Annotated in this window: 12 protein-coding genes; 2 read left to right on the top strand and 10 right to left on the bottom strand. The window is 34.8% G+C overall.

Annotated features, from left to right (window positions below):
- Positions 1 to 189: 189 nt before the first annotated feature.
- Both KHA94_RS02535 and KHA94_RS02530 read right to left on the bottom strand, forming a co-directional pair.
- Positions 190 to 621 (bottom strand): CBS domain-containing protein, encoded by a 432-nt coding sequence (locus tag KHA94_RS02535; protein ID WP_213100571.1) that lies wholly within the window; start codon positions 619 to 621, stop codon positions 190 to 192.
- Positions 622 to 625: 4 nt separating this feature from the next.
- On the bottom strand, positions 626 to 1,273 hold the full coding sequence (locus KHA94_RS02530) for a CAP domain-containing protein (protein ID WP_213100570.1): 648 nt from the start codon (positions 1,271 to 1,273) through the stop codon (positions 626 to 628).
- Between the two features lie 243 nt (positions 1,274 to 1,516).
- Between KHA94_RS02530 and KHA94_RS02525 the strand changes: the two genes are divergently transcribed.
- Positions 1,517 to 1,876: a YugN family protein gene (locus tag KHA94_RS02525; RefSeq protein ID WP_213100569.1), complete on the top strand. Its 360-nt coding sequence runs from the start codon at positions 1,517 to 1,519 to the stop codon at positions 1,874 to 1,876.
- Between the two features lie 523 nt (positions 1,877 to 2,399).
- Here the strand turns inward: KHA94_RS02525 and KHA94_RS02520 are convergent.
- The 7 genes from KHA94_RS02520 to cyoE all read right to left on the bottom strand — a co-directional run bounded on the left by KHA94_RS02520 (position 2,400) and on the right by cyoE (position 9,334).
- Positions 2,400 to 2,867, bottom strand: coding sequence for a DUF420 domain-containing protein (locus tag KHA94_RS02520; RefSeq protein WP_213100568.1), 468 nt, complete (start codon positions 2,865 to 2,867; stop codon positions 2,400 to 2,402).
- A 250-nt stretch (positions 2,868 to 3,117) separates the two neighbouring features.
- Positions 3,118 to 4,023 carry a cytochrome c oxidase assembly factor CtaG gene (ctaG, locus tag KHA94_RS02515; RefSeq protein WP_213100567.1) on the bottom strand — a complete coding sequence of 302 codons (906 nt, stop codon included), beginning with the start codon at positions 4,021 to 4,023 and terminating at the stop codon, positions 3,118 to 3,120.
- 173 nt (positions 4,024 to 4,196) lie between these two features.
- Positions 4,197 to 4,532: a cytochrome c oxidase subunit IVB gene (ctaF, locus tag KHA94_RS02510; RefSeq protein ID WP_213100566.1), complete on the bottom strand. Its 336-nt coding sequence runs from the start codon at positions 4,530 to 4,532 to the stop codon at positions 4,197 to 4,199.
- 4 nt (positions 4,533 to 4,536) lie between these two features.
- Positions 4,537 to 5,166, bottom strand: coding sequence for a cytochrome (ubi)quinol oxidase subunit III (locus KHA94_RS02505; protein WP_213100565.1), 630 nt, complete (start codon positions 5,164 to 5,166; stop codon positions 4,537 to 4,539).
- Positions 5,166 to 7,040 (bottom strand): cytochrome c oxidase subunit I, encoded by a 1,875-nt coding sequence (ctaD, locus tag KHA94_RS02500; RefSeq protein WP_338030682.1) that lies wholly within the window; start codon positions 7,038 to 7,040, stop codon positions 5,166 to 5,168. The genes KHA94_RS02505 and ctaD overlap by 1 nt, the downstream gene beginning before the upstream one ends.
- A gap of 26 nt (positions 7,041 to 7,066) precedes the next feature.
- Positions 7,067 to 8,146, bottom strand: a complete 1,080-nt coding sequence (gene coxB, locus KHA94_RS02495) for a cytochrome c oxidase subunit II (RefSeq protein WP_213100564.1) — start codon at positions 8,144 to 8,146, stop codon at positions 7,067 to 7,069.
- Positions 8,147 to 8,395: 249 nt separating this feature from the next.
- Entirely contained in the window at positions 8,396 to 9,334 is a 939-nt protein-coding gene (gene cyoE / locus KHA94_RS02490) for a heme o synthase (RefSeq protein WP_213100563.1), read from the bottom strand.
- Positions 9,335 to 9,950: 616 nt separating this feature from the next.
- Here cyoE and KHA94_RS02485 point away from each other — a divergent pair.
- Entirely contained in the window at positions 9,951 to 10,928 is a 978-nt protein-coding gene (locus KHA94_RS02485) for a COX15/CtaA family protein (RefSeq protein ID WP_213100562.1), read from the top strand.
- Between the two features lie 351 nt (positions 10,929 to 11,279).
- Here KHA94_RS02485 and pyc read toward each other — a convergent pair whose 3' ends face one another.
- Entirely contained in the window at positions 11,280 to 14,720 is a 3,441-nt protein-coding gene (pyc, locus tag KHA94_RS02480; RefSeq protein ID WP_213100561.1) for a pyruvate carboxylase, read from the bottom strand.
- Positions 14,721 to 14,764 lie beyond the last annotated feature (44 nt).

The raw sequence follows: 14,764 nt of genomic DNA, 5'->3' as shown, positions 1-14,764 counted from the left end.
ATTTTACCTTGACTCTTTTAAATATAAAGTCGAAAGACCTACATTCAACTAATACAATTATACACAAAAAGAACACCAGTAAGGTGTCCTTTTTGTGTATAATTGTATTTTAATGTTCCTATCTTTCTAAAATAAAACATAAAACGTTTACAAAAGTTTCTAAACTTTACGAACGCTATACTTTTCACATCAATGTTGAATTTGATTGTTTGCCTCTGAAATATCTGAAAGAGCCTCTCCTGCTTTTTCATCAGTTAATTTGTGAAGTGCAAAATCACCAAGTGATACGATTCCTATTAATTTTTCACCATCAACTACTGGTAAGCGTCGAATTTGATGCTTTGCCATTAGACTAGCAGCTTCATGTGCATCAGTATCTTTAGTGACAGTAACGAGTTCCTTACTCATAATATCTTCAACTTTGGAAGAAGGGGGATTCTTATCTGCAACACATCGTATAACGATATCACGATCTGTTATCATTCCAACAAGCTTTTCATTATCCACGATTGGAATTGCTCCAACATTTAATTCCTTCATTTTCACAGCAACTTCATATATATTATCTAATAAAGAGCAACAATCAACATCATTAGTCATAATATCCTGTATTTTATCCATTTACTTAATTTCCTCCTTCAATTCTTTGAATAATAAAAATGGTCCAATAATGGCCATGAATACCACCTTCTGCATAGCCAATACCTATATGTGTAGCCCTATTATCTAACACATTTGCTTTGTTCACAGTAGAATCCATCCAAGAAAGATGTATTTCTTCAGCAGATGAATATCCGGCCCCAATATTTTCTTTTACCTGCTTAAAAGGGATCTTAAAAGCCTTTAACATTAATGTAGAATCCCCAAATGTTGGTGAATTATGCGAAACATATTCTTTTTTCAGCATATCAATGGATTTCTGTCTAGCAAGATAGGATAAAGTAGAGTCAATAATTAATGGCTTTAATCCATATCTCTGTCTCTCACTATTAGTTAGCAAAAATAGTTTTTTTTCCTTCTGACTAAGAGTTATTTCTTCTCTTGAAACATAACTTCTAGGAATAATTATGGTTTGTCCTGGAAATATTAGATCTGGGTTTTTAACATGTGGATTACTTTTTATTATACTTTCAAGTTTTAAATCGTGATTTAATGCTATACTCCAAAGTGTATCTCCTTTAATTACGAAATATGTAGACTTTGCTGATACACTATTTGCAATAGATATAAACAGTAAGAAACTAATAATATATGGTACTCTCCTATTCATCATTCCCTCCTTCCACTCTCTATATTATGGTTTCCAAAATCGGTGAAAACTTGAAGGAAATTCAAATCATTATTTTTCAAAAACAAAATGTTTAAATAATTTCACTGAACAAACCGCCTTTCTTTCATGAATCCGTTGCATCTTCTGCTTATTTCAACTATTATAAGATTTGGATAGCTATTGTTAAGAATTCACATTATTTAACTGTGTACAGTTAATAATGGACTGTTTTTAGGAGGGACAAAAATGAAGTTTGAAAATACGGGGATTGAGAAGAAAAAAGCTGATTTAGTTCGGTTAGATGAAGTAATGCTTTCCAAGGGGCTTGTTCGTGAAGGCCAATGGGATTATGAAAGAGTTACATATGATCGCAAATTTCAATTTAAGGAAGGCATTTACTATTTAAGAGTATTTGGCTATGCTATTGAAGGAGAGGTAGATACTCATAAAGCAGTGATTCAATTAATGACTCCTGTATTAGGAAAACATTATTACCCTCATGGTGTTGAATATGGAGAGGATGAAGTTTTCCCGAAAACACTTGTAAGCCAATGCGAAAAAATTCTAGGAGAACTTAACTCAGAAATCGAAAAGTTTGCAAAATAAATTAGAAAAGCGTAAGCGCCTTGCTCAGCCCCGACAAGCATAAGACAGGTCGACGGGAAAGTTGTTCTTTAACTTTCTTGGCGGACTGGCTTATGACCTCGAGGGGGTAGGCGCTGGAGCTAGACAATTCTCAAACTCGAAAAAGTTATACTTTCTTATTTTAAAAATACAAGCCAAGCCTAATTGAAGTTCTTTAAAGGCTTGGCTTGTATTTTTTACGTATAAAAAAGAATGCCGCTTTTTTAAACGGCATCCTTTTTTATTAGGATATGTTTAAACTTCCCTGTTGATTTCCGCTACAGCCTCTACAGGCAAAGCGTAGTGGACGGTACGGAAGCCTCCTCGTCGCTATCGCTCCTGCGTGGTCTCCCGTTGACTCGCTTCTCCGGTAGGACATTGAATAAACTTCCTTGATCAAACACCGCACGAAAAAATGACAATGCATTTTTGAGGATTTCGCGCCTTCAGCTCCAATCAGCAACAAAATAGCACTTTCAATACTGAGCTTAAACTCAACCTTTCATTAAAAACCTAAGATTGCTTTAATTGCTGAAGTTGTTTCTCCACCTTGATAAAATACATATAACAATAGATAGACTAAAACACCTGTTATTGCTGTAAAAAACCAAATGATACTTGTTATTGGTCCTAATTTTCTATGCTTTGTGAGATTGTTTTTGTAGCCAGTAATTAAAGTTACAATCCCGAACACTGCTCCCGTAGTTGCTAAAGTTATATGAAAGATTAGAAAAATTGTATAATATATTTTAATATTATCGGGTCCACCAAACGCTGTGTTTCCAATAAATACAGTTCTGCTAACATAAATGATAAAGAATATGAGTGCAAATACTGCAGCCAGCATCATTGTTTTCTTATGAGCTTCTATTTTTCTTTGACGAATCTGTCCCCATCCGATTGCAACGGTAATGGCACTTAAAACAATAAAAAATGTACTTATCGTTGGTAAAATTGGCAACGTAAAATTCATTATAACTCCCTCTTTCATCTATTCTCATACACATCATTTTATTAATCAATATTAAGGTGCTATAAACAAGAATGATGCACAAACTTTATTCTATTAGAGAACAATAATTTTAGCAATAAACAAAGCTCTCTTTTTGCAAAAGTTCCTAAATTGTTCAAATAATATATATAAAATGTGATATTTTATATAGCAAATCTTATTTCTTTGTGCCATAAAATGAAAACCTCATCCTTTTTGGATGAGGTTCCTATTAATCAATTGGCTGAGGATTTATTTGATACTGCTTATCAATTTCCTTCTGTTCTTCTTGTTCCTTACGATACCAACTAAAGAATACTTTGGCTAATGCAATACCATACACTACTTCTTGAATGATTTTCATGATAATTCCGCCAAGCTGTTGATCGTATACCACTGAAAGAGAGCTGAACATTTCAGGACCACTCAAGGTTAATCCAGAAAGCGTAGCAGCTGGAACACAAAGTTCTAATGATTTTGACCAAGCTTCAGGATCTGAGTACGTAGCATAAAGAGGAACATCTGCAAAAATGATTAATCCGCAGGCTGGCAATAACAATGCGCCACCAGCAAAAATATATCCAACCTTTTTTAAGCCGTTAAAAGATTTATTTTCCTCTACCTCATTAATTAGAGGCCACCAAAAAATAATTGACATTAAAAACAATAAACCCGTATATGCTGCATGTAGAAACATGTCCGTTTTTACAAAGTCAAAAACTAATGGAATATGATAAATGGAGAAAATCCCATTAAATAGAACCAACGCTATGACTGGCTTAGTTAGAAAAGAAAAAATCTTTTTAATGATATTGTTTTTTAGAAGAGAACGCCAAATCCATGGGGGAATCCCTAAAATAAAAAATTGTGGAATCACTAAGCAAAGAATCGCCATTTGAATCATATGTGCATAAAACATCAGATGACCCATTAAGTCAATAGGAGAACCCTTCACAATATATAATACAATAATCCCTAAGGAAAAATAGATCCCTTGCCTAATCGTTAATGGTTCACTATTTGAAAATCTCTTTCTATATTTAACAGTTACCAGAAAAAAACATATTAGAATTAATGATAAGACAATAAAAAATAATGGGCTCCATAATGCTCGAAAACCAAAAATTTGTATAGCCATTGCATAATCACCCCTAAATTATTACCAATTGAATTTACATTAATAATCACAGTAAAATAACTTGAAATTAATCCTATTATACACTCTTCCATGCACAATAAAGGTATTCAAATATTATTAATATTCCGTCTACATAAAAAGAAAACCGGCTAGACAGCCGATTTTCCTGTTTTTTACCACCAAATAATTGTCATATAGCAAATAATTGTCACGAATCCAACAACCATGCCAGAGTACATGAACAATTTTGGTGCTTCGTGTCCTTCATTACTCATATGCATGAAATAATAAAGCTGAAAAATAACTTGAACAACAGCAAGAATTAAAATAAAAGGAACAATAAACCATCCTGAAAAACCTTCATATGCTACTGCAACGAATGCAACTAATGTTAAGAAAATCATCAAGGCAAATGAAATGACTTGATGTTTCATCTCCTCAGCATTCTTTTTACGGCGATATTCAATGTCTACCCGAGGGTTACCTGAATTTAATTGTTCATTTGTCATCAGTTTATCCCACCATTCCCATTAAATATACTACTGTAAAGATAAATACCCATACAACATCGATAAAGTGCCAATAAAGACTGGCAATATAAAATTTCGGAGCATTGTAAAGGTTTAATCCACGTTTATTGTTTCTAATCACTAAAGCAAGTATCCAAGCTAAACCGAAAGCAACGTGAGCTCCGTGGAACCCAACTAATGTATAGAACGCAGAACTAAATGCACTACTTGTAAATGTATGACCAAATTCATGCACATAATGATTGAACTCGTAAATTTCTAGACCTAAGAAAGATAATCCAAGCAAAACTGTAATCACAAGCCATAATTGCATTTTCTTGAAATTAAAGTTTTTCATATGATACATAGCATATACACTTGTTAAAGAACTTGTTAAAAGTATCATTGTCATCGTAAAAACAAGTGGAATCTCAAATAGATCTTTAGCAAGTGGCATATCACTATTAGGAACTGAATCCTTTAAAGCAAGATAGGTTGCAAAGAGAGAGGCGAAAAGAACCGTCTCTCCTCCTAAGAATAACCAAAAACCTACAAATTTATTTTTTCCCTCGAGGGTTTGTTTTTCAGGCGAAGCAGGCCATTTTTCTAAAGTCATTTTTTCTTCTGCGTGCATTATGCCTTAACCCCCTTATCATTATCATCCATTAAATCTTCTTTATGAATATGATAGCCATGATCATCTCTTAAAGAACGAGCAAGCATTGAACCAAAGGTAATAGCCAATCCTAGTATTATTACTGGAATACCCCAAGTATTTCCTTCATCAGCTTGATACATTACACCAAATGCAGCGATAAAGAGTCCTAATGAGATCACAAAAGGAACAAATGAATTATTAGGCATATGAACATCACCTAATGGTTCAGCAGGAATCATGCCTTTTTTACCTTCCATTTTCTCAATCCAGTATGCATCAAGTCCACGAACAAGTGGTAACTGTTTAAAGTTATAGAATGGTGGTGGTGATGAGATTGCCCACTCAAGAGTACGGCCGTCACCCCAAGGATCATTACCTACCTTTTCATTTTTCACGCTTGTCATAATAATGTTAATTAATATAACAATTACCCCAGCAGCCATTAAAAATGCACCAATCGTACTCACAAAGTTCCCTGTATCAAGACCTTGGCCAGGAAGGTATGTGAAAATACGTCGTGGCATTCCCCATAATCCAAGGAAATGCTGAATAAAGAATGTCAAATGGAATCCAATGAAAAATAATACGAATGTAATTTTTCCTAAAAATTCATTTAACATAGTACCAAACATTTTCGGCCAATAGTAATGTGTTGCAGCAAATAAAGAGAATACAACTCCACCTACAATAACATAGTGGAAGTGAGCAACAACGAAATAAGTATCATGATATTGATAATCTGCTGCTGCAGCTCCAAGCATAACTCCTGTTACTCCACCCATTAGGAATGATGGAATGAAGCCAATTCCCCAAAGCATTGGTGTTGTAAATTTGATACTTCCGCCCCATAACGTAAATAGCCAGTTGAATATTTTTATACCTGTTGGGACGGCAATTGCCATCGTTGCTACAGCAAAAATAGCGTTAGCAATTGGTCCTAATCCTGTTGTAAACATATGGTGCGCCCACACCATGAATCCTAAGAAACCAATTAATACAGTCGCAAACACCATTGAAGAATATCCAAAAAGTCTCTTTCTTGAGAATACAGCAAATATCTCAGAGAAAATACCAAAAGCAGGTAAAATTAAGATATATACTTCTGGATGTCCAAATATCCAGAAAAAGTGTTCCCAAATTATTGTGTTTCCACCCATAGAAGCATCAAAGAAGTTAGAACCGAACAAACGGTCAAACATCATCATGAAAATACTTACAGTTAATGGCGGGAAAGCAAAAAGAATTAAAGATGATGCAACGAATGTTGTCCATGTAAATAACGGCATCCGCATATAAGTCATTCCTGGAGCACGCATATTAATGATCGTTACGAGGAAGTTAATTCCTCCCATCAGCGTACCAAAACCTGAAATCTGCAACCCTAGTACATAAAAATCTATTCCGTGTCCTTCTGATGCAAGTGATAATGAAGCATATGAAGTCCAACCAGCATCTGGAGCACCGCCTAAAAACCATGAAAGGTTTAAGAATACTCCCCCAAAGAAGAATAACCAAAATCCTAAGGAATTTAGGAAAGGGAATGCTACGTCACGTGCACCAATTTGGAGTGGCATAATAGCATTCATAAAGCCTAGCAAAAGTGGCATCGCAGCCAAGAAAATCATTGTTGTTCCGTGCATTGTTAACATTTCATTGAATAAACCAGCACTAACAAAATCATTATTTGGTTTTATAAGCTGAATACGGATAATCATAGCCTCTATCCCACCGAGGATAAAGAAGAATCCACCAGCAAAAAGATAAAGGTGTGCAATTTTCTTATGATCTACTGTTGTAAGATATTCCCAAAGAACTGCACCGAACCCTCTTTTTTGAGCAATGGTACTCACAATTTTACCTCCCTTTTGCAATTACACTATTTACCTTGTACTTTTAAGCCCATTAAGTATTCTGTTAAGGCATCAAGCTGATCTGGAGTAAGTTCACCATAAGTTCCAGACATTTTGTTTCCTGGCTTATATTTCTCAGGATCAGACAACCAATTCTTTAAATCTTGTTCAGTATGATCTAAAACTCCAGCAATCTTTTCACGTTCACCAAAATTAGTTAAGTTTGGTGCTTGTCTAGCTGCTTCTGGAGTTGTGTTATCAGGAGTAACAGCATGACATCCGATACAGCTTTGATTAAAGATTTCTTGACCTTGGCTAGCTAAATCAGAAGTTGCCTTCTTTGGTTCTTTAACACTTTGCATATCACTTACCCACTGATCAAAATCAGCTCGAGAAATTGCTTTCACCTTAAAATCCATTAGAGCATGTGAAGGACCGCAAAGCTCAGCACATTTCCCATAAAACACATTATTAACTTCATCTGAATCTGATTTTTCCTCATCAAATTCTAGCCAGAATTTATTAACGTTTTCTGTATTCGTATCCATTTTCCCACCTACTGCTGGAATCCAGAACGAGTGTTTAACATCAGAAGCAATAAGGTTGAAATATACTTTTTCACCTGTCGGGACTACAAGATCCTGGCTTGTAATGATTTCTTCATTAGGGTATTCAAATTCCCACCAGTATAGATTTGCACGTACGTTAACTACGAGTGCATCTGTTTTTCCATCAGCATTCTTCTTATCCATAGCAGAAACATCAGCAAATTTGAAAGTTGCCATAACTGTTGGAACAGCAAGAACAAGTACTAATAATATTGGAATTACGGTCCAAATAATTTCTAATGCATGACTTCCTTCTACTTGTTTTGGTATTTTTTCATCCTTACGACGGAATCTCACCAGAACAATAATAAAAATCACTGCCACTACTGCAATTACCCCTACCATGATAGAAGTACTTAGAACCATTAAATCATATTGATCTTGTGCTACTTCACCTGAAGGCTGTAACGCAGATAAATACGGTTTTCCACAAGCAGAAAGAATGAGCGTCAAAAGTGAAAACAACAGTAAATGACGCCATTTTGCAAGCCTTTTCATAGCTTAATCAAACCCCTCTTTCGTATAATTTCTTTTTGCAATGTTTGATCGAAAAAATTATTTATAAATTCTTTCTAAAATTTAGGAAAAGAAAGAAATTCCTAACAAAGTTTGTTATGTAGTGCAAACATTCAGTTAAATATGTAGATAAATAAATAATTTATGTATCTATCTCTTTATCTAAGGATGGACAAAGGTTGAAATATTGATTATTCTTTCCTTCACATTCGATGCCCATCCTAAATAATTTTAAATAAGAGTGATAATTACCATAGCTACAAACATAATCGTCAGATATTGTAGAGAGTATACAAACATTAAAGTTGCCCACTTAATATCATCATTAAATTTTCTAGCATAAATCCCTGTTACTACCCACCCAATATTTAATAAAGATGCAAGAATTAAAAATGGCATTCCTAATTCAGGAAGTAAAAATGGGAGAGGGAATAATGCTGCTATCCACAAATAAATTGAAATTTTCGTTCTTTTAAATCCTTTTACAACTGGAAGCATTGGTATATTTGCAGATCGGTACTCCTCAGCCCTTCTCATGGCTAGTGCATAAAAGTGTGGAGGTTGCCATGCAAACATAATTAAAAATAATGCCCAAGCCATTACATCAAGGTTTGCATCTACAGCTGCCCATCCGATAAGTGGTGGAACTGCTCCAGAAATACTACCAATAATAGTATTAGAAACATATCTGCGTTTCGACCAAATTGTGTAAAGAACGATATAACTAAATACTCCAATTAACCCTATTAATGCAGCAGTTACAGTTGTTAACAGAAGAAATATTGTACCTGCTCCTATTAGTAAGGCGCTTAACATTGCTACTCTAATTGGAGTAACCCTTCCAGTAACAGTTGGTCTATTCTTGGTTCTTTCCATAAAAGGATCAATATCACGATCAATATAATTGTTCAGTGAACAAGATCCCGCAATTACTAAAGACGACCCAATCACAGTATAAAATACGATATCTAGATTATTTAAAAAGCTCTGACCTGTAAAATGAAGCGCAAGCCACAGTCCTGTGAACGTAGTAATTAGATTGGAATTTACAATCCCAATCTTAATTAAGGATAAAAAATCCTTCCACACTGTTGTCCTCGACACATCATTTTGTAGGCTTTCATCGCTTTTTTTTATTCCAGCATCCATGAAGGCCCTTGAGTTAGACATACTATTTCCTCCTTTATCCCTTATCACAAATACGACAATAACACTAAAACCAATATAAAGCATCCTAGCTAATAATGCTATATTTGCAATAAAAAACGAAGAGCTTTCCCTAGAATATTACATCGATTGTTTTCTACTATTTCAAGTGTAATAATACTATTAATAAACGATATATAAAACAATCTTCCTCTGTATATTAAATCACACTTTTAACCCTTTTTGTGAATTTTTTTCGAATAAATTATGAATAATTTGTGTCACAGCATTATTTTTCTTAAAGAATTGTTGTTTTTCTGCCATAATATAAGCTATGAATGTACAATCCGTTCATCCAAACTATCTACATTAAATAAATATTTCTTTTTTTAATATTAAGAATAAAAATTTAATATTTTTGCAAACAATTTATTTAATAATATTGATACAGTAAATATCATAATAATTATGGTAAAATATTTTCTTACATAAGAATCTGAATAGAATCTCATGTTACACTGTTCTTTTCTTCTATTTTTCGATATGATGGAATCGGAATATTTAGAAAGGCATTTTTATTATACTAGTCAATAACTTGATAATACAATTTAATGAATTATTTAGGAGAAGGTGAAAGATTTTGCAACGAACATTAAAATGGTTCGCTGTTTTTACGACAATTGGAATGTTATTCATTTTGTTGGGCGGAGCACTTGTTACAAAAACTGACTCAGGAATGGGCTGTGGAAGATCTTGGCCTCTTTGCAATGGAGAGTTACTTCCTAAAGACATTACACCAGAATTAATTATTGAACTTGCTCATCGGGTTGTCTCTGGTGCTGTCGGCATTATGGTGCTAATACTTTCAATATGGACATGGCGCTCAATTGGACATATTAGAGAAACTAAGTTTTTATCCATTACCTCATTTTTATTCCTTGTTCTTCAAGGATTAATAGGAGCCGCAGCCGTAATTTGGGGGCAATCTGATTTTGTTCTTGCACTTCATTTTGGCATTTCATTAATTTCATTTGCCACTGTACTGCTGCTTACACTTCTAATTTTCGAAGTTGATAAAAAATTCGATGCTGAAAAAATAATTTTGGATCGGAGAATGAAAAGGCATATAATTGGAGTTTCCATTTATAGCTATATGGTGGTTTATTCAGGAGCTCTTGTCCGTCATGTTGATGCAAGTTTAGTCTGTAGAGATTGGCCTCTATGTATAAATGGCACTTTTTCTCTTCCAAGTAATATGCATGAGTGGGTACAAATGGGACATCGTGCAGCAGCAGGCTTAATTTTTATTTGGATTGGATATATCACCCTTCTTACGATAAAGTACTACAAAAATCAAAAAGTCATTTATTGGGGATGGATCATATCCTTTATATTAGTATCTCTTCAAGTGATTGCAGGAGCCTTCATAGTCATTTCAAGATTGAATTTGTATATAGCTCTTGCTCATGCATTTTTTATTTCGTGTTTATTCGGTGTATTAAGTTATCTAATTTTACTTACATCTAGAAGTAGGAAAAACGAACAATTATTAAGTGAGGAAATTGAGATAAAAGAAGAAAACAAAATACAATCTCCTCCTCCAGTTACAGCACAGTAAAAACTAAGCGTTCACCAAGCACCTTTGGCGAACGCTTAGTTTTTCTATGCGATCTCTTAAACAGAAACTTTCACGATATTTCAATTTCACTTTAAATAGCTAAAAAGTTGATCATTTTACTAGGAACAAATGCGCAAGCGCCTTGCTCACCTCCGACAAGCACAAGACGAGCCTCACGGAAAGGTGTTCTTTACCTTTCTGGGAGGATTGGCTTGTGACCTCGAGGAGGTAGGCGCTGGAGCTGAACGTAGATAAACTATATCTCAAGTTATCAACAGATAGCGAAAATTATAATTTCCTATATAGCAAAAAAAGTTGCAGTCTATTACTGCAACTTTTTTTGTAAACCATTTACTTTGTTAATTCAATTAATAAATCTCCTGTTTGAATTGCTTCGCCATTTGAAACAAATAAATCTTTAATGATACCAGAGAAAGGTGCTTGAACAGTCGTTTCCATTTTCATTGCTTCTGTAATCATTAAATGATCACCTTTCTCCACTTTCTCGCCTTTTTCTACTAATATCTTAATAACCGTTCCTGGCATGGAAGCTCCAATATGATTTTCATTATGGGGATCAGCCTTTATTTTTGTTGCAACAGTAGATTTAATGCTTTCATCTTTGATGACTACTTCTCTCGGTTGACCATTTAATTCAAAATAAATTACTCGATTGCCATCCGCTTGTGGTTGTCCGATGGAAACAAGCTTGACTATTAAAGTTTTTCCTGTTTCAATTTCGATTTCTATTTCCTCTCCTAGTCTCATACCAAATAAGAAGGTCGGAGTATCTAAAACTGAAACATCACCAAATTGCTGTACCGTTTTTACATATTCCATAAAAACCTTCGGATATAGAGCATATGCCAGCTTATCAAAACTTGTTACTTGTCTTCCTAACTCTTTAAAAAGCTTTTCTCCCATTTTCTCAAAATCAACATTTTCTAATAGTTCTCCTGGACGGACAGTGATAGGTTCTTTGTTTTTCAAAATAACTTTTTGAAGCTCTTTTGGAAAACCGCCATATGGTTGTCCTAAATATCCTTCAAATAGCTCAACAACAGAATCTGGAAAATCAAGTGAATTTCCTTTGCTGATAACATCTTCTTCCGTTAATTGATTTTGAACCATATAAAGTGCCATATCTCCTACGACTTTTGAAGATGGAGTTACTTTAACAATATCTCCAAACATCTGGTTTACACGAGAATACATTTCCTTAACATCATCCCATTTTTCACCAAGACCTACGCCCTTTGCTTGCTGCTGGAGATTGCTATATTGGCCCCCAGGCATTTCATGCTGGTATACCTCAGAATGCGGTGACATCATACCGCTTTCAAAATCTGGATAATATTTCCTTACATCTTCCCAATAATAAGATAATTGTTCTAAGGCATTAATATTAATATTTGGTTTTCGATCAGTACCCTCTAATGCATAGTATAAGGAGTTGGCACTTGGTTGTGACGTTAACCCCGCCATTGAGCTTAATGCAACATCAACGATATCTACTCCAGCTTCAATTGCTTTAGCATACGTATATATTCCATTTCCGCTTGTATCATGTGTGTGAAGATGAATTGGAATGTTGATCGTGTCTTTAAGCTCTGAAACTAATCGATATGCTGCTTGTGGCTTTAATAAACCAGCCATATCCTTAATCCCCAAAATATGCGCACCTTGATTTTCGAGTTCTTTAGCTAACTTTTTATAATAATCTATATCATATTTTGTTTTTGTTGGATCAGAAATATCACCTGTATAACAAATCGCAGCTTCTGCTATCTTGCCTGTCTGCCTAACTGCATCAATTGCTACTTCCATTCCCTTAACCCAGTTCAAGCTATCAAAAATTCTAAAAACATCAATTCCTGCATACGCTGACTTTTCTACAAATTCACGAATAACATTATCAGGATAATTCTTATATCCAACTGCGTTAGAGCCTCTTAAAAGCATTTGGAAAAGAACATTTGGCATTTTTTCTCTTAAGACAAGCAGTCTTTCCCACGGATCCTCTTTTAAGAAACGATAAGAGACATCAAATGTAGCTCCTCCCCACATTTCAAAGGAAAACATTTCAGGCAAAAGCTTAGCTGCAGGCTCTGCAATTTTTTTAATGTCATTTGTTCTTACTCGTGTCGCAAGTAATGACTGGTGCGCATCTCGAAAGGTAGTATCTGTCAGCAATACTTCTTTTTGTTCTTTTACCCATTTTACAAGACCTTCTGCTCCATGCTGATCAAGGATTTGTTTCGTACCATTTTGAAAGTCGATTTGACTATTTGTTTTCGGTAATCTAGGAAGGTCAAATACAGGTCTTTTTTTCTTTTCAATTCCTGGAAATCCGTTAACAGTAACATTTCCAATGTAGTTGAGCATTTTTGTTCCACGGTCTTTTCGTTTTGGGAATAAGAATAATTCAGGTGTCTGATCAATAAAAGATGTATCATATTCACCCTTTAAGAACTTGTGATGTTTAACTACATTTTCAAGAAATGGAATATTTGTTTTTATTCCACGAATTCTAAACTCCTGAAGATTTCGAACCATCTTCGCAGCAGCTTGATCAAATGTCATAGCATGTGTAGATAGTTTGACAAGTAATGAATCATAGAAAGGCGTGATAACCGCACCCTGAAAGCCATTTCCAGCATCAAGACGAACACCGAATCCTCCACCTGAACGGTACGCCATGATCTTTCCTGTATCAGGCATAAAGTTATTTAGCGGATCCTCCGTTGTAACACGAGACTGAATTGCGTAGCCATTCACATGGATTTTGTCTTGTGTAGGAATTCCAATCACATCACTATGGAGGGCATGTCCCTCCGCAATAAGGATTTGTGTTTGAACAATATCTACACCTGTTACCATCTCAGTTATTGTATGTTCTACTTGCACACGAGGGTTTACTTCAATGAAATAGAACTTCTCACCCGAAACTAAAAATTCAACTGTTCCCGCATTGATATAATCCACATTTTTCATCAATCTAACTGCTGCTTCACAAATTGTATCTCGTAAATTTTTCGAAATAGAAACACATGGAGCAACTTCCACTACCTTTTGGTGACGGCGTTGAACAGAACAATCTCTTTCATAAAGATGTATAATATTTCCTTGTTTATCCCCAATAATTTGAATCTCTATATGCTTAGGTCTCTCAATAAACTTTTCAACATAAACCTCGTCACTTCCGAAAGCTGCTTTCGCTTCCGATTTTGCACGATCATAAGCTTCTTTTATTTCATCATGATTTTTGACGATTCGCATCCCCCTACCGCCGCCGCCAAGAGAAGCTTTAATAATTATAGGAAAATCATGATTTTTAGCGAAATTAATGATATCCTCTAATCCTTTAACAGGGCCATTACTTCCTGGAATAACTGGGATCTCAGCAAGCTGAGCTTGTGTTCTGGCTTTCACCTTGTCACCAAACATTTCTAAATGTCGCGATTCCGGTCCAATAAAAATAATGCCTTCTTCTTCGCATCGTTTTGCAAAATGAATATTTTCAGACAAAAATCCATAGCCCGGATGGATCGCATCAACTTCACTGTTTTTGGCAATTTGAATTATTCCCTCAATATCTAAGTAAGCATCGATAGGCTTTTTTCCTTCACCAATCAAATATGCTTCATCAGCCTTATATCGATGATAAGCGCCGGTATCTTCCTTAGAATATATTGCTACTGTGCGGATATTTAATTCTGTACATGCTCGAAATATCCGGATGGCTATTTCGCCTCTGTTAGCTACTAACACTTTGTTGATGCGTCTGCTCAAGAAAAACACCCCGTCTTCTTATTATTTTGATTTTTCTGGAAAAT

This window comes from Cytobacillus citreus (genome assembly GCF_018343665.1).
GTDB lineage: Bacteria > Bacillota > Bacilli > Bacillales > Cytobacillaceae > Cytobacillus > Cytobacillus citreus.
Note: the sequence above shows the minus strand (reverse complement) of the source record. Positions and strands in the feature narration are given on the sequence as shown.

Bases quoted from the DNA above. Each gene is read 5' to 3' on its own strand.
- KHA94_RS02530 (WP_213100570.1), bottom strand. From the start codon at position 1,273: ATGATGAATAGGAGAGTACCATATATTATTAGTTTCTTACTGTTTATA.
- ctaF (WP_213100566.1), bottom strand. From the start codon at position 4,532: ATGACAAATGAACAATTAAATTCAGGTAACCCTCGGGTAGACATTGAA.
- ctaG (WP_213100567.1), bottom strand. From the start codon at position 4,023: ATGGCTATACAAATTTTTGGTTTTCGAGCATTATGGAGCCCATTATTT.
- KHA94_RS02520 (WP_213100568.1), bottom strand. From the start codon at position 2,867: ATGAATTTTACGTTGCCAATTTTACCAACGATAAGTACATTTTTTATT.
- coxB (WP_213100564.1), bottom strand. From the start codon at position 8,146: ATGAAAAGGCTTGCAAAATGGCGTCATTTACTGTTGTTTTCACTTTTG.
- KHA94_RS02505 (WP_213100565.1), bottom strand. From the start codon at position 5,166: ATGCACGCAGAAGAAAAAATGACTTTAGAAAAATGGCCTGCTTCGCCT.
- cyoE (WP_213100563.1), bottom strand. From the start codon at position 9,334: ATGTCTAACTCAAGGGCCTTCATGGATGCTGGAATAAAAAAAAGCGAT.
- KHA94_RS02535 (WP_213100571.1), bottom strand. From the start codon at position 621: ATGGATAAAATACAGGATATTATGACTAATGATGTTGATTGTTGCTCT.
- KHA94_RS02525 (WP_213100569.1), top strand. From the start codon at position 1,517: ATGAAGTTTGAAAATACGGGGATTGAGAAGAAAAAAGCTGATTTAGTT.